This is a genomic window from Buttiauxella ferragutiae (genome assembly GCF_022637515.1).
In the GTDB taxonomy this organism is placed as follows: Bacteria; Pseudomonadota; Gammaproteobacteria; order Enterobacterales; family Enterobacteriaceae; genus Buttiauxella; species Buttiauxella ferragutiae.
On record NZ_CP093332.1, the window covers coordinates 1,700,454 to 1,715,081 of the forward strand.

The 14,628-nt window shown below is 50.7% G+C and carries 13 protein-coding genes and 1 riboswitch; of the genes, 7 read left to right on the forward strand and 6 right to left on the reverse strand.

The annotated features are described in order from the left end of the window. The first annotated feature begins 34 nt into the window (after positions 1–34). The 3 genes from MNO13_RS07725 to sfmF are packed head-to-tail and all read left to right on the forward strand — an operon-like array spanning position 35 to position 4,154. A complete protein-coding gene (locus MNO13_RS07725; RefSeq protein ID WP_422387213.1) occupies positions 35–2,599 on the forward strand; it encodes a fimbrial biogenesis usher protein in 2,565 nt (854 codons plus the stop codon). A 27-nt stretch (positions 2,600–2,626) separates the two neighbouring features. Further along, positions 2,627–3,631 carry a type 1 fimbria D-mannose specific adhesin FimH gene (gene fimH, locus MNO13_RS07730; protein WP_064545132.1) on the forward strand — a complete coding sequence of 335 codons (1,005 nt, stop codon included), beginning with the start codon at positions 2,627–2,629 and terminating at the stop codon, positions 3,629–3,631. Between the two features lie 31 nt (positions 3,632–3,662). Next, entirely contained in the window at positions 3,663–4,154 is a 492-nt protein-coding gene (sfmF, locus tag MNO13_RS07735; protein WP_064545247.1) for a fimbria assembly protein, read from the forward strand. A gap of 83 nt (positions 4,155–4,237) precedes the next feature. Here sfmF and fimZ read toward each other — a convergent pair whose 3' ends face one another. The 3 genes from fimZ to MNO13_RS07750 form a co-directional block, all read right to left on the reverse strand. Continuing rightward, positions 4,238–4,870, reverse strand: coding sequence for a fimbria biosynthesis transcriptional regulator FimZ (fimZ, locus tag MNO13_RS07740; RefSeq protein WP_064545134.1), 633 nt, complete (start codon positions 4,868–4,870; stop codon positions 4,238–4,240). Between the two features lie 554 nt (positions 4,871–5,424). Further along, the gene (locus MNO13_RS07745) at positions 5,425–6,156 is read right to left on the reverse strand and encodes a helix-turn-helix transcriptional regulator (protein ID WP_241939711.1); all 732 of its coding nucleotides are present in this window, start codon (positions 6,154–6,156) and stop codon (positions 5,425–5,427) included. A 369-nt stretch (positions 6,157–6,525) separates the two neighbouring features. Further along, a complete protein-coding gene (locus MNO13_RS07750; protein WP_133521903.1) occupies positions 6,526–7,128 on the reverse strand; it encodes a LuxR C-terminal-related transcriptional regulator in 603 nt (200 codons plus the stop codon). 255 nt (positions 7,129–7,383) lie between these two features. Further along, positions 7,384–7,480, forward strand: a riboswitch (TPP riboswitch). A 34-nt stretch (positions 7,481–7,514) separates the two neighbouring features. Between MNO13_RS07750 and thiM the strand changes: the two genes are divergently transcribed. From thiM to MNO13_RS07765, 3 genes are all read left to right on the forward strand, one after another. Continuing rightward, positions 7,515–8,303: a hydroxyethylthiazole kinase gene (gene thiM / locus MNO13_RS07755; protein WP_241940050.1), complete on the forward strand. Its 789-nt coding sequence runs from the start codon at positions 7,515–7,517 to the stop codon at positions 8,301–8,303. Next, on the forward strand, positions 8,300–9,109 hold the full coding sequence (thiD, locus tag MNO13_RS07760) for a bifunctional hydroxymethylpyrimidine kinase/phosphomethylpyrimidine kinase (RefSeq protein ID WP_121815245.1): 810 nt from the start codon (positions 8,300–8,302) through the stop codon (positions 9,107–9,109). Before thiM ends, thiD begins: the two co-directional genes overlap by 4 nt. Positions 9,110–9,179: 70 nt before the next feature. Then, positions 9,180–9,926, forward strand: coding sequence for a GntR family transcriptional regulator (locus MNO13_RS07765; RefSeq protein WP_064545144.1), 747 nt, complete (start codon positions 9,180–9,182; stop codon positions 9,924–9,926). A 110-nt stretch (positions 9,927–10,036) separates the two neighbouring features. On the opposite strand, the gene MNO13_RS07770 is transcribed toward MNO13_RS07765, so the two are convergent. Genes MNO13_RS07770 through MNO13_RS07780 form a run of 3 tightly spaced genes read right to left on the reverse strand, consistent with a single transcriptional unit; the run spans position 10,037 to position 13,280 of the window. Next, the gene (locus tag MNO13_RS07770) at positions 10,037–10,999 is read right to left on the reverse strand and encodes a PfkB family carbohydrate kinase (protein WP_064545146.1); all 963 of its coding nucleotides are present in this window, start codon (positions 10,997–10,999) and stop codon (positions 10,037–10,039) included. After that, the gene (locus MNO13_RS07775; protein ID WP_241939712.1) at positions 10,986–12,002 is read right to left on the reverse strand and encodes an ADP-ribosylglycohydrolase family protein; all 1,017 of its coding nucleotides are present in this window, start codon (positions 12,000–12,002) and stop codon (positions 10,986–10,988) included. The genes MNO13_RS07770 and MNO13_RS07775 overlap by 14 nt, the downstream gene beginning before the upstream one ends. Continuing rightward, on the reverse strand, positions 12,003–13,280 hold the full coding sequence (locus tag MNO13_RS07780; protein ID WP_241939713.1) for a nucleoside permease: 1,278 nt from the start codon (positions 13,278–13,280) through the stop codon (positions 12,003–12,005). Positions 13,281–13,543: 263 nt separating this feature from the next. Between MNO13_RS07780 and fbaB the strand changes: the two genes are divergently transcribed. Continuing rightward, positions 13,544–14,596: a class I fructose-bisphosphate aldolase gene (gene fbaB / locus MNO13_RS07785; protein ID WP_241939714.1), complete on the forward strand. Its 1,053-nt coding sequence runs from the start codon at positions 13,544–13,546 to the stop codon at positions 14,594–14,596. Positions 14,597–14,628: the final 32 nt, after the last annotated feature.

The following is a 14,628-nucleotide window of genomic DNA, read 5'->3' on the forward strand; positions in this document are numbered from 1 at the left end:
GCGGGCTCTGCACAACAAGGATACCGGGCAGATGATGAACAAGTCAGTTACTCCGATTGCGGCGATGGTGATGGCAGCGCTTTGGCCTGCAATCAGTTCAGGAGAAAGCTATTTTAACCCTGGTTTTTTGTCGCCAGAAGATGCTGCTGTTGCGGATTTATCGCGTTTTGAAAAAGGGAGCCAACAGGCTCCTGGTGTGTATCGTGTGGATATCTGGCGTAACGCTGAATTTATCGCAACCCAGGATCTGCGCTTTGATGCCAGTAACAAGGCGGATGGAAAGGTAAGCGCGGACGGTCTGGTGCCGTGCCTTGATACAGGCTGGTTGCAGCGTCTGGGGCTGAATATGCTTGCTTATCCTGCGCTTGCGAAATTAAAGCCTGGGGAATGCGTGCCGTTGGCGGAGCTCATCCCTGGTTCAGAAACCCACTTTGATTTTGCCAAACTGCGGTTGGATATAAGCCTGCCGCAAGTGTCGTTGCTTAATAGCGCTCGCGGGTATATTCCTGCGCAAGAATGGGACGAAGGCATCCCTGCGGTACTGCTCAACTACAGCTTTACTGGAAACCACGGCAGTTATGACGATAACTATTATTTAAGCCTGCAAAGTGGCCTGAACTATGGGCCGTGGCGGCTGCGCAACAGTGGTGCCTGGAGTTATACGCGCGGTGATGGTTACCATTCCAACAACTGGAATAACATCAGCACATATGCGCAGCGGACAATCATCCCACTCAAAAGCGAGTTGGTGCTCGGCGACAGCAACACCAGCAGTGATGTGTTCGATAGCCTGGGTTTTCGCGGTGCACGGCTCTATTCGGCAGACAGCATGTACCCGGATAGCCTGCAAGGTTACGCGCCAACGGTGCGCGGCATCGCACGGACAAACGCCAAAATCACCATCCGCCAGAATGGTTTTGTGATTTACCAAAGCTATGTGTCACCGGGCGCGTTTGCTATTAACGACCTGAATCCTACCTCCTCAAGCGGCGATCTTGACGTTACCCTGGAAGAAAAAGACGGTACGCTGCAAAAATACACGGTGCCTTATTCCACCGTTCCGCTGTTACAGCGTGAAGGGAGGCTAAAATTCGACCTGGTTGCCGGGGATTTCCGCAGCGGTAGCGACCAACAAGAAACGCCATTTTTCACTCAGGCTACGCTGATTGCCGGTTTACCCCGCGGTTATACAGCTTACGGCGGCACACAACTTGCCGAGGATTATGCCTCGGTGGCGCTGGGCGTTGGTAAAAATATCGGGGAGTGGGGGGCCATTTCACTTGATGTCACTCATGCCCGTAGCAAACTGGCGGATGACAGCGAACATGAAGGCCAATCGCTTCGTTTCCTGTATGCCAAATCCCTCAGCAATTACGGTACTAACTTTCAATTGCTCGGCTACCGCTACTCAACTCGTGGCTTCTACACGCTGGACGAAGTGGCCTACAAAAATATCGAAGGTTACGAATTCGCCGATGAACAAGACGGCAACCACAACACTGAACCGGTGGTGCAGAGTTATCACAACTTGCGCTACAGCAAGCGTGGACGTTTTCAGGTCAACATTTCTCAGGGGCTTGGCGATTATGGCTCATTCTACGTTTCAGGCAGCCAGCAAACCTACTGGGAAACCAACGAGAACAACACCTCTTACCAGGCAGGATATGCCAGTGGCTGGCGCGGAATCAGTTACTCGATGTCGATGTCATGGAACAAATCGGTCGGTATTTCCGCAAGCGATCGCATCATGGCATTTAACCTCTCGGTGCCGTTCAGCACGTTATTGGGGCATGGTTACTCACGTTCCAGCACCCTCGACCGCGCCTACGCCACATTTGCCGCCAGCAACAATTCAGAAGGTGACTCCACGCTGCAAACTGGGATCGGCGGCACATTACTTGAAGGGCAAAACCTGAGCTACAACGTCACTCAGGGATACAGTGACAGCAACGGCTACACCGGAAGTGCCAGTACCAACTGGCAAGCCACTTACGGCACGGTGGGATTGGGTTACAACTACGACCGCGACCAACATGACTATAACTGGCAAGCATCGGGTGGTGTGGTAGGACATGCCGATGGCATCACTTTTAGCCAGCCGCTCGGAGATACCAATGTGTTAATTAAAGCGCCGGGTGCCAGCGGTGTTGGCGTCGAAAACCAAACCGGGGTGAAAACCGACTGGCGCGGTTACGCCGTGATGCCTTATGCCACGGTTTACCGCTACAACCGTATCGCACTGGATACCAACACCATGGATGACCATACCGATGTTGAAAATAACGTCAGTAGCGTGGTGCCAACGGAAGGGGCATTGGTACGGGCCGAATTTAAGGCACGGATTGGCGTGCGGGCTATCTTCAACGTGACGCGTGGCGGGCGCGCCGTGCCATTCGGCTCGATGGTGCGTGAAGAAACCAGCGGTGTCACCAGTATGGTGGGAGATGAGGGGCAAATTTATCTCAGCGGCTTGCCGCTGCAGGGAAAACTGCTCATTCAGTGGGGCGATGGCAAAGATTCACACTGTTACGCACCTTATACATTACCGCCAGAAAGCCTGACTCAGGCAGTCGCCGTGGTGAGTGCCACCTGTTCATAGAATGGCGCACTATTCAGGGATTTGTTTATGAAATTGATGACATCTTTAGCAGGGGCGGTGCTTCTGGCATGTGTACTACCGGCGTCTGCCACGGTCTGCAAAAACTCAAACGGCGTGCCGACGGATATCTTTTATGACCTGTCAGACGTATTCACCAGTGAAAATAATAACGTCGGGCAAATCATTACGCTTGCTAACAAAACCGGTTGGGTTGGCGTCAATGCCACCTGCCCGGCAGGGACCAGCGGCAACACCACCATGCGTAGTTATGTGAACGCGTTGCCGGTGCAAGAAACCATTGGTGGGTATCAATATATGAAACTCAATGACTATCTCGAAGGGGCAATGAGCATCACCGACAGCTATTCGGGGCAGTTTTTCCCGCCGAAAAACTATATCCAGATGGGCAGCCATCCTAATGTTTCTAAACAACAACCCTTTCCAGTTAATGATTCTAAACTGGTTTTTAAACTCAAAGTGACACGGCGATTTATCAACATGGTGCCGATTCCAAAACAGACCATGTTTACGGTGTATGTCACCACGCGTAACACCGACCCGTTGACCACACCGGTTTATACCATCAGCTACAGCGGTAAAATTGAAGTACCGCAAAGTTGCGAAATCAATGCAGGCCAAATCGTCGAATTTGATTTTGGCGACATTGGTGCTTCGTTATTTAGCCAGGCAGGAGCCGGGAACCGTCCGCAAAGTGTTACGCCACAAAGTAAAACCGTTGCCATCAAGTGCACCAATGTGGCGGCGCAGGCCTATCTCTCTTTACGTATTGAAGCTGAAAAAGCTTCCGGCAATATCATGGTCTCTAACAACGACGATCTCGGCTTTGTCGTTGCGGATAGCAGTGGTTTGCCGTTAATTCCTAATAATCTGAGCAGTAAAATCCATTTTCGCCTCGATGATGCAGCTGCTGCGCAGGTGGGGATTCGCGCCTGGCCTGTGAGCGTCACCGGGAATAAACCTGCAGAAGGGCCGTTTACCGCGCGGGGCTATTTGCGGGTGGATTATGACTAAAACCTGGAGTGGCAATTTTCTGCTGGTCTGCATGCTGGTCGCTGGCGTCATGAACAGTGCGCAGGCCGATTCCCCGCTAGGCGAAGTCAATATCGAGCTGCGTGGCAACGTGGTGGATTTTAGCTGTTATGTCGAAATGGGTGATGACAATAAAACGGTGCAACTCGGTAGCTGGCCGACAAAACAACTGCGTACTGCAGGCAGCACTACGCAAAGTATGCCGTTCAGTTTGAAACTAAACGGCTGCCCGCCAGGAGCGGCATCAATCACTTTTTCGGGGAAGCAAGCCACTGGCAACCCCGGTTTGCTGGGGTTAAATGAGAGTAGTGTCAGCAATGTGGCTATTGAGCTGCGCGACCGGGATAAAACGCAATTGCCACTGGGGCAGGCAAGCCAGGATGTGGTTGTAGATGAGAATGGTAATGCGGTATTAGCCTTTTTTGCTAATTACATCGCCCTGGCCGATAACCCGCAACCGGGACCGGCCAACGCAGATGCTACGTTTATGATTAATTATTATTAACGGATAAAATATACCGCAGTGAAATAATAAAGCCGGGTTTTATTCCCGGCTTTATTATTTTAATTGTGACCTGCGACGTGTTTTTATAATAATTCTTTTACACGGGCATAGTCGATAAGTTCGACAATCGAGGAGACGTGAAGCTTGGAGAAGATATTTGACTTATGTGCGCTAATGGTCTTGCTGCTGAGCAGCAGTTGTTCGGCGATTTCCTTATTTGATAACCCATTAGCAAGGTGACGTAATACGGTTATCTCCCGATTAGATAATGGCATGTCGTCAGTTGCACCATTGCGTGATGCTGGGTTGCTAATTAATTCCAGGGTTTCAGAGGGAAAGAACGAATACCCTGCAAGCAACATTTCTACCGCGTGATAGATATCTTCCTGTTCTTTCCTTTTGCTGACAAAGCCGTTTGCACCAGCTTGAATGGCGCGGCCAGCATAAAATTTTTCAGACTTAGATGACAAGAAAAGTATGCGGGTGTCGGCTTGTATGCTTTTGATTCTCTTTAATAAAGCAAATCCGTCGATGGACGGCAATTCAATGTCAAGAATCACCAGGTCGACAAGATGGCTGCTCATGTAGTTAATGACCTCGCGGCTGTCATCTGTTTTCATCACGACTTCTATATCTTTATTTTTCTGTAACAGTACTTCAATCGACATTCTGACAATAGGGTGTTCGTCCATGATAATTACGGATGCAGGTTTCATATTATTGCCTCATTTTTTGAGAAACTCATCGCATTGATACATAGTCACTGGCGGCTAAAGTGATGAAACGCTTTATTAGCTATTATTTTATAATGTATGCAATATGTTCCCTTCAACTTAAAACCATACCTCAATGTACTGTTTGCTAATGATTTCGAGTGTAACTGGATAATTGTTTGTCTAATCGAAAATACATATTTAGATTTTCTAATCAAGCAATTTGATTATACATCTATATAAATTCAGAGAAAGGCTGCTGTTATCTATAGCCAGTAATGGTGCGATCAAATTCTAATTATTCAGGTTGAGTATTTGTTATTTGGATAATACAGCCGCGTTAGTTAAAATATTTGGATAAAAAGTTTGTTTTTAATGTGAAGAATAGTACGATATCTCAAATGTGTATTATTTGTTATATCTGGCATGAGGTTGTCAGATGGGACATCGTTCTTTAGTCGCTTGGCGGGCGGAAAAAAGAGTGTCCAGGAATAGTTATAATTGTTAATTACTTGCTCTGATTTAACAAAATTAATACATTAAAAATAGGCAATTTCCTATGTTTCGCTCGAAAGTGCTTTCTTTAGCACTTCTGTTTGTTTCAACTCAATGGCGGGAGACATTTTATTCAGCAGATGTATCAGAGATTTATTGTTCTCAAGATCAAGGCGAGCGGCAATACGTCCAAGGGTATAAACGACGTAGTGATAGGGCTTGTTTAATTTAACGGCAATTGCTTTCAGCGATTCTCCTTGCGCCACCCCCAACAGAATATTCCACTCCCGATTAGAGAACAGTGTCGAAGAGGATAAATCCGATGAGGAAGATAGCTCCTGCAGGCTTTGTTGCTGTGTCAATCGGTTGACCAGATTGGTGATTTCCTGCCAGCGTTCCACGACAGGAAAGCGTGACGCAGCATTAATCAGCTTCACGGCGCTTACGCAGCGGCAGGCTGTTAATTGCGTTATGTTGAGTTGCGGCCAGGTTTTTTGCCATTGCCGTATCGTATTCAACATATCAAGGGGCGCTTCATTAACACCATCAAGATCGAGGAAAATGCGTGGCAGGGGAATTTGTTCAAGCCACGCCTCAACTTCCTTTAGAGAAGCGCAGACCTGCGTATGTTGAGACTTGAAAAAGTGTTGCGTCAGCGCCAGGGCAAGCCAGGAATCGGTTGTCACCAGGATAAGATCAAGTGGTTGCGCAAGGGGTTCTGCGTGATTTTTTTGTTGCAGGTATTCCAGGCGGTCAAAGACAATCAGTGTTGTACTGCTATAGAGATTGGCCATGCTGCCATTTCTGATACGACGATATCTGCGTTTGCGTGCGGCTATGTACAAATGCTTAGCCATCCACTGCGCGAACTGAGGGCGTGTTCGCTCTGATTTGGACCAGCGTCACTGTTGAAGCAGATGTCATTTCCATATTTTTCGCTGACAGTATGAGTTAATACTGAGATTGCATCGCTAAAATTAATCAGAAGCTAAATGATTTAGACTTCTGATTATATCGTTACAATGTATTCTGTCAGAAAATAAAAATATAATATATTAGGCATGCCTTAAGAGCATGTAAGTAGTTTCTTAAAGAGATAATAACATTTGTGGGTGTTAAATGATAAGGAACGCTAACTAGTCGTTGCGGCGCAAAAATATTGGCTAATGAATTAAAGAAAGAAGATGGATTTTTATAAAGTTCATCAACTCATACTGGTCCCGGATTTTCAGTTTTTTCATTATCACTTTACGATATATTCTTGCAGTATCTTCCTCTATCTGCATTAGATGGGCCGCATCCTGTAGCGAATGTCCCCGGGCGATGTAGATAAGTAACTGCCGTTCAGCACTGGTGAAATTGCATGTGGTGCAGTAGTAGCAAATCCTGGCAGACACCGCCGTGGTGTTGTTTCTGCGCCAGCCAGTCTCCGTCCAGTGGGCTATTTTACGGGTGACTTCATCAACCTCATCTTCGCGAAAGATAACTGGAAGCATATACAGGCATGGGCGGAACATGAGGCTTTGGTGTTCTTTATGTCGGCAAATAAGAATAACTCGTTGGGATTTTGTCGCATTGGGAATTTCAAAACAGTCAGCAGTAAACCAATTATCAGCCAGTGACATAAAAACAATATCGGCAGTACTATGTTCTTCGCCGGGTAAAAAATAAAAATCTTCATTTCGCTGGCGGTAAATTTTTTCAATGATAATTTTTAGACCATGAGCAAAATGACTATTATTTTCCCGTATCGCAATTGTAAGCATGGGGTTTCTCGGTGAGTAATAGAACGGATAACGATCGTAATGAAATAAATACTGAAATTAAATAACCTGAAACTTAATTGACAACTCGCTCGGGATGAGACATTGCCAGGGGATTTCCTGGTGGTTGGTAGCCAAGTGAAGAAATGGCGAGAATTAAAAAAATGAATCAACCCATTTAGCCCACAGTGATATCCCTGGTTTACAGCGCTGGCCACTCGCTTTATCCTGATGGGCGATTAATCACATATACGATTAATCAATGACTCGGGGTGCCCTTCTTTGTGAAGGCTGAGAAATACCCGTACCACCTGATCTGGATAATGCCAGCGTAGGGAAGTCAGATGCCTGTCCGGCATCCCTTCTTCACGCCGGACAGGAGCTTTATGATGCAGCCTGACCTGCTACCCGGCCACCGCGCCGTTTTGTCTTTACAGCAACTTCGCAACATTTCCCCGCTTGTTCACTGCATGACTAACGACGTCGTGCAGAGTTTTACCGCCAACGTTTTGCTGGCTATAGGTGCGGCTCCCGCCATGGTGATTGAAGCACAAGAAGCCGCTCAATTTAGCCCGGTTGCCGACGCGCTGCTGGTCAATATTGGCACGCTGACAGCCGATCGCCGTGATGCCATGCTTGCAGCCATTCATGCTGCAAATGAATCCGCCACACCCTGGGTGCTGGATCCGGTTGCCGTTGGCGGCCTGACGTTCCGTACTCAATTCGCCCATCAGGTGCTCGCGCTAAAACCTGCGGCCATTCGCGGGAATGCATCTGAAATCCTCGCACTGGCGGGGGAGCATTCTGGTGGAAGAGGCGTGGATAGCACCGATGATGCGTTTTCCGCACTACCTGCGGCGCAGGCGCTTGCTCGACTGACTGGCGCGATTGTCGCGGTGACGGGTGAGCGTGATTACATTACCGATGGTGAAAACAGCTGGAGCGTGTCGGGCGGCGGCATTTTGATGACGCGTGTGGTCGGCACCGGTTGTGCGCTTTCAGCGGTAGTTGCCGCCTGTTGCTCTTTGCCGGGCTCGCGGCTGGATAACGTCGCTGCGGCTTGCCAGTTTATGAAGTTTGCAGGTCAGCAGGCTATATCAGCCAGCCGTGGTCCCGGGAGTTTTATTCCGGCATTTCTCGACGCAATTTACGGGCTGAATGGGGAGGCGCTGGCATGAAAGGGTTAACACGTATCAATGCGCTGACCATTGCCGGAACCGACCCGAGCGGCGGCGCGGGTATTCAGGCCGACCTGAAAACTTTCTCGGCGTTGGGGGCATATGGCACCAGTGTGATTACCGCGTTAGTGGCGCAGAACACGCGTGGCGTGCAGTCGGTTTATCGTATTGAACCGGCCTTTGTTGCCGCGCAACTGGACTCCGTGCTCAGTGATGTGCGCATCGATACCATTAAAATCGGCATGTTAGCGGAAACCGATATTGTGGAAGCGGTGGCTGAACGGCTGGCGTTTTACCACGCACAAAATGTCGTGCTCGATACGGTGATGCTGGCGAAAAGTGGCGATCCTTTGCTTGCGCCCTCGGCGGTTGACAGTTTACGCCGTCGGCTTCTGCCGCAAGTGGCGCTGATTACGCCGAACCTGCCGGAAGCCGCCGCCTTGCTGGATGCCCCACACGCACGCAATGAACACGAAATGAAGCTACAGGGCGACGCATTGTTAGCTATGGGCTGTAAAGCGGTATTGATGAAAGGCGGACATCTTGACGATGCTGAAAGCCCGGATTGGCTATTTACCCGCGATGGCGCACAGCGCTTTACCGCGCCGCGCGTACAAACGCGCCATACTCATGGCACTGGCTGTACGCTTTCTGCGGCACTCGCCGCACTTTATCCACGCTATCACGACTGGCCGCAAACAATTCTGGCGGCGAAAACGTGGTTGTCTCAGGCTTTAGAGCAAGCAGATTCGCTGGAAGTGGGTAACGGAATTGGACCGGTGCATCATTTTCACCAATGGTGGTGATTGAGGTAATACCACTATAAGACCATTGAGTTATACTGGTTTCACCTTATCTTCCGGACATTTGCGCGACATGGAACAGGTTCACACTCAGCTCATTGAGCAACTTATCCAGCGGTTTTCGCAGGCTGATAACACGCCGCTGTATTTGAAATTCGCCGAAACGGTGAAGGCGGCAGTACGCAGCGGTATTTTGCCGCAGGGCAATATTTTGCCGGGCGAACGCGATCTCAGCCAGTTGACTGGCGTTTCGCGCATTACGGTGCGCAAAGCGATGCAGACGCTGGAAGACGACGGCGTGGTGACGCGATCCAGAGGTTACGGTACGCAAATTAACTCCACTTTTGAGTATTCGCTCAAAGAGGCGCGCGGGTTTTCTCAACAGGTGGTTTTGCGCGGTAAAAAGCCGAACACGCTGTGGGTCAATAAACGGGTGGTGAAATGCTCGCCGGAAGTGGCAGAACAATTAGCCGTGGCGGCAGATAGCGACGTGTTCTTGCTCAAACGTATTCGTTACGTTGATGAAGATGCGGTATCAGTGGAAGAATCGTACGTTCCTGCGGAGTTGATCGCCGACCCTGATGAAATCGGTGTTTCATTGTATGACTACTTTCGCAGCCAGAACATTATTCCTCAGCGCACCCGTAGCCGCGTCAGCGCCAGAATGCCGGACAGCGAATTCCAGTCGCACATCAAACTGGAAACGCCAGTGCCGGTTCTGGTTATCAAACAGGTTGCTTTTGACCCACAAAACCGGCCCATCGAGTACAGCATCAGCTACTGCCGCAGCGATCTATACGTTTTTGTTTGCGAGGAGTAGACCCATCATACTTCAAGCTGCATCTTTGTTGGCTGCGTTCTCTCACCCGAATCACTTAGTTTACTAAGCTCATCGGGACTCGCTCTCTTGCCGCCGCGATGCCGCTCGAATTATTTTGGGTATCGGTATAGTTGTTCCAGAAACGGCGCACAGTCGCCGCCCCGATGGCTGACAACATAAGACGCAACTGCATTTCCCAGACAAACGGCCTCTGCCAGACTCCATCCTGCAGCCAGCCCCGCTAACGTGCCGCCCGCATGGCTATCGCCCGCACCAATGGTATCAACCACTTGTGCCGGGAAAGGAGCCACCAGCGCGATGGCGTCGTGGGAGCCAAACCACGCGCCTTGTTTATCGAGCCGCACGATGAGCGGCGCGTCATAACGTTCAAGCCAGGCACGGCAAATCCCTTCTATATTGTCGCCAGCCACCTCCAGCCATTCGGCTGCAATCGCGGCCTCCTGGCGGTTAAGCGAAACAATCGGTTTGCAGGCCATAATCCGCGTCAGCAGCGGGGCGGGAATATCTGCAATGCGTGGGCCAAAATCGATAAATGCCGTGACGCCGTTCAGCGATTCAAGCCAGCTCACCAGCAGTTCCGCACATGGCCCGGCCAGTTGATAACCCGAAAGCGACAGCAAAGTGCCAGGAGCGAGCTGTAACTTATCCAGCCACGGTTGATTCCACTGATGTTCGACACCGCGAAACGACATAAACGTTCTTTCGCCATCCGGCTCGACCAGCGCCAGGCACCAGCCGTTATCACCGCTGTTGGTGTGGATTTCGCTTTCGATGCCTTGTTTTTCAAGACTGCTGCGGATGATATCCGCCCAGGTTCCCTGGCCAATGGGCAGCGCATTTTTCGAAGCGATGCCGAGGCGTGACAGTGTTAGTGCGATATTCAGTGCACAGCCGCCGATATTCACGCTTTGTTGTTGCAGCTCGATATCGCAACCGCGCCACGGCAGAGAGTAAGCGTCGGCAATGACATCAATCACCGCCGAACCGAGTACGCAAACCGGGCGTTTTGCTGCCAGCCCTGGTAAGCGGGAACGTAATTCAGCGGCTTTCATTGCGCGCCTCCCGCTGCTGGCGGTACGCCATAAACAGGCGGCTGTAACGCGTAAAGTCGAGCTGGTTGACATCATCAAGCTCGCGTTTGAGTTCAGTATCAATGCTCTCTACGCCGTGCAGTGCGCCACAAATTGCCGTCGCCATCGCGCCGATGGTATCGGTATCGCCGCCGAGATTGGCGCATAAAATCGCGCAGCGGTTAGGATTGGTTTGCGCCAGTTCCACCATCGCAATCGCCGCCGCGACTGATTCAATGGTGCTGGTGCCGGTGCCGACCAGCTGGTAAACCTGCTCCGAGCCAGACTCGGTGCCGCGCGCGGTTCTGGCCACGTTGAGCGCCAGTTCGATACGCGCGCCCAGGGAAGCATTAAATGTGGTGACGCGCTTTTCCTGAGCGTGGCGGGCAATCGACGGCAGTTCATCGCAGATGGTTTCCCAGCTTGTTCCTTCAATAGCTTTCGAAATTGCCCAGGCAATGACCACCGCACCGGCAAGGGCGAGGTCGGATTTGTGCGTCGGGCTTGAGGCGAGCGCCACTTCATCAATAAAAGCATCAAGATTGCCGGTAGGCAGCAGGCAGCCCAACGGTGAAGCGCGCATCGCCGCGCCGTTGGTTACGCCATTGTTTTCCAGCGCGCTAACCGGCGTGCCTTGTTTAATCGCATTCAATGCAATCTTTGATGTCGGGCCGAGGACGTTTTTATTGAACGCATCAAAGCCTTCAGCCCAGCTTAAAATGTGGCGGCCAATGGTATCGGCATTAATGACGCCATCATGTTCGATAATCGCGTCCGCCAGCGCCAGCGCCATCGAGGTGTCGTCAGTAAACTCTGCACGGTTAAAATAACAGGCGGCGTTATTTTCCGCAGGGCCGGGCAGGAAGCGGTCAATCCAGCCAAAGTGCGCTTTCACTCGCGAGCGTGGCCACAACTCTGACGGCATTCCCATTGCATCACCTAACGCCTGGCCATAAAAGGCTCCAAGAATTCGATTTTCCATCATTTATGCTTCCTTTAGATCTTTTTCAGTTTGATTGCCAGCAACGGCAATAGTGGTGATCTCTTTGTCCGACTCGCGGAAAAACACCATAAACAGCACGGTAATGACTGTGATCATGATGGCACCAAAGCCCCACATTCCGGCCCAGTTGAAGGTCTGACCGTTTACAGGCGTTGGGTAGGCGAACATTTTTTCCATCAGCGCTGCACCGATGCGATAGCCGAGCAAGCTACCGAACCCCTGACAACACAGCGTAATCAGCCCTTGTGCTGCGGTGCGCATATGGACGGGCGCTTTTTTATCAACGTAAATGTAGGCGGTGACGTAATAGAAGTCGTAACTCACGCCGTGCAACAGAATGCCAAGGAACAGCAGGCCGTAGGTAAAGATGTGGTCGGCGCCACCGTAAACGAAGAAGCCGTAGCGGATGGCGGCGGTGATAAGACCAAGCAGTAATACCTTTTTAATGCCAAAGCGCTTAATAAAGAATGGCAGCGCCAGCATAAAGAAGATTTCGGAGAACTGGCCCAGCGTCATCCATCCAGTGGCGTTATGCATACCGACTTCGGTCAGATACCCGTTGGCGAAGATGTAATAGAACGCCAGCGGCATAGCAAACAGGAATGAACAGAAGAAAAAGACCAGGAAGTTTTTGTCTTTGAGCAACACAATTGCATCAAGACCGAGCATCACTTTCAGGCTCATTTTGCCGGTGCTTTTTGGTGGCGTGTTGGGCAAGGCCAGAGCAAACACACCGAGTAACGCAGAGCTGCCCGCGGTGATAAGCAACGGGATGTTGGTCGGCGAAATATCGCTAAAGCCGAGCATCTGCGGCAGGAAACCGCACACTAAACCCGAGGCAATCCAGCCGATAGTGCCCATTACACGAATGCGCGGGAAGTCCCGCTCCACATCATCGACATTGGAAAATGCGATGCTGTTAGTCAGCGCGATGGTTGGCATGTAGGTCAGGGAATAGGCCAGCAGCAGCGGGAAGAAATAGACAAACTCGGTTTGTTGCGCCGCCAGATACATCAGCACCGCACCGACAAACATCAGCAGTGCCAGCACCTTTTGCGCGGCAAAGAAACGGTCGGTCAGCGAGCCGACCAGAATCGGCGACAGAATAGCGGCGATAGCGGTACAGGCGTAAGACCAACCGATTTCAGTTGGGCTAAAGCCACTTTTGTTGAGGAACAGCCAAAGCGGGACGAACCAGGCGCCCCAGATAAACCATTCAATAAACATCATGAATGAAAGGCTAATTGTTGTACGTTTCATACGTTGAACCTTCATGATTGTGTTGGGTACACCATAACCATACCAATCAATAATACCTTTTAAATACCTTTGTGTTGATTATATGATCGGTGTGGCAAAAAAACGCATCCGTGTTTACCAGACTATACAACCCAAAACCAACCAAAAGTGCTCCCGGAGTGGCGAAGAACGCCACTCACGACCAGGATTAGGTCTGCTTGTTTTTTAGCAGGACTATTCATCAACAGCGGGCAGGGCGCTCGCTGAAATAACGGGAGCGTATTATGACTGATATTGCGCAGTTGCTTGGCAAAGATGCCGACGGCTTGTTACAGCATCGTTGTATGACTATTCCGGCAGACCAGTTGTCTCTGCCTGGCTCGGATTATGTAGACCGCGTGATGGTGGATAACAACCGCCCGCCTGCGGTGCTCCGTAATATGCAGACGCTGTATAACACCGGGCGGCTGGCAGGCACCGGTTACCTGTCTATTTTACCTGTCGATCAGGGTGTGGAACACTCTGCTGGGGCATCGTTTGCGGCCAATCCACTCTATTTTGATCCCAAAAACATTGTTGAGCTGGCGATTGAAGCGGGCTGTAATTGTGTTGCCTCAACCTATGGCGTGCTGGCCTCTGTGTCGCGCCGCTACGCGCACCGCATTCCTTTCCTCGTCAAACTCAACCATAACGAAACCCTCAGCTACCCAAACACCTTTGACCAGACGCTATACGCAAGCGTTGAGCAGGCGTTCAATATGGGCGCGGTGGCGGTCGGCGCGACCATTTATTTCGGCTCGCCAGAATCACGCCGCCAGATTGAAGAGATCTCGGTTGCATTTGAGCGTGCGCATGAACTCGGCCTGGTGACGGTGCTCTGGGCATATCTGCGTAACCCCGATTTCAAAAAAGAGGGCGTGGATTACCACGTTAGTGCTGACCTTACCGGCCAGGCGAACCATCTGGCAGCGACCATTGGCGCGGATATCGTGAAGCAGAAAATGGCCGAAAATAACGGGGGTTACAAGGCGGTGAACTTTGGATACACCGACGACCGCGTGTACACCAAACTGACCAGCGATAACCCGATCGATCTGGTGCGTTATCAACTGGCGAACTGTTATATGGGCCGTGCCGGGTTGATTAACTCTGGTGGTGCAGCGGGTGGTGAAACCGATCTTTCTGACGCGGTCCGTACCGCGGTGATCAACAAGCGTGCAGGCGGTATGGGGCTGATTCTGGGGCGCAAAGCCTTTAAGAAATCTATGTCTGAGGGCGTTAAGTTAATTAATGCGGTTCAGGATGTTTATCTGGATAGCAAAGTGACTATCGCCTGATTTATTGCCCCTCTCCCTGAAGGCTAGCTCCA

What these genes read in the sequence shown, in the direction of transcription:
- MNO13_RS07725 (WP_422387213.1), top strand. Translation starts at nt 35, where the DNA reads ATGAACAAGTCAGTTACTCCGATTGCGGCGATGGTGATGGCAGCGCTT.
- fimH (WP_064545132.1), top strand. Translation starts at nt 2,627, where the DNA reads ATGAAATTGATGACATCTTTAGCAGGGGCGGTGCTTCTGGCATGTGTA.
- sfmF (WP_064545247.1), top strand. Translation starts at nt 3,663, where the DNA reads ATGCTGGTCGCTGGCGTCATGAACAGTGCGCAGGCCGATTCCCCGCTA.
- fimZ (WP_064545134.1), bottom strand. Translation starts at nt 4,870, where the DNA reads ATGAAACCTGCATCCGTAATTATCATGGACGAACACCCTATTGTCAGA.
- MNO13_RS07745 (WP_241939711.1), bottom strand. Translation starts at nt 6,156, where the DNA reads ATGGCCAATCTCTATAGCAGTACAACACTGATTGTCTTTGACCGCCTG.
- MNO13_RS07750 (WP_133521903.1), bottom strand. Translation starts at nt 7,128, where the DNA reads ATGCTTACAATTGCGATACGGGAAAATAATAGTCATTTTGCTCATGGT.
- thiM (WP_241940050.1), top strand. Translation starts at nt 7,515, where the DNA reads ATGCAGCCTGACCTGCTACCCGGCCACCGCGCCGTTTTGTCTTTACAG.
- thiD (WP_121815245.1), top strand. Translation starts at nt 8,300, where the DNA reads ATGAAAGGGTTAACACGTATCAATGCGCTGACCATTGCCGGAACCGAC.
- MNO13_RS07765 (WP_064545144.1), top strand. Translation starts at nt 9,180, where the DNA reads ATGGAACAGGTTCACACTCAGCTCATTGAGCAACTTATCCAGCGGTTT.
- MNO13_RS07770 (WP_064545146.1), bottom strand. Translation starts at nt 10,999, where the DNA reads ATGAAAGCCGCTGAATTACGTTCCCGCTTACCAGGGCTGGCAGCAAAA.
- MNO13_RS07775 (WP_241939712.1), bottom strand. Translation starts at nt 12,002, where the DNA reads ATGATGGAAAATCGAATTCTTGGAGCCTTTTATGGCCAGGCGTTAGGT.
- MNO13_RS07780 (WP_241939713.1), bottom strand. Translation starts at nt 13,280, where the DNA reads ATGAAACGTACAACAATTAGCCTTTCATTCATGATGTTTATTGAATGG.
- fbaB (WP_241939714.1), top strand. Translation starts at nt 13,544, where the DNA reads ATGACTGATATTGCGCAGTTGCTTGGCAAAGATGCCGACGGCTTGTTA.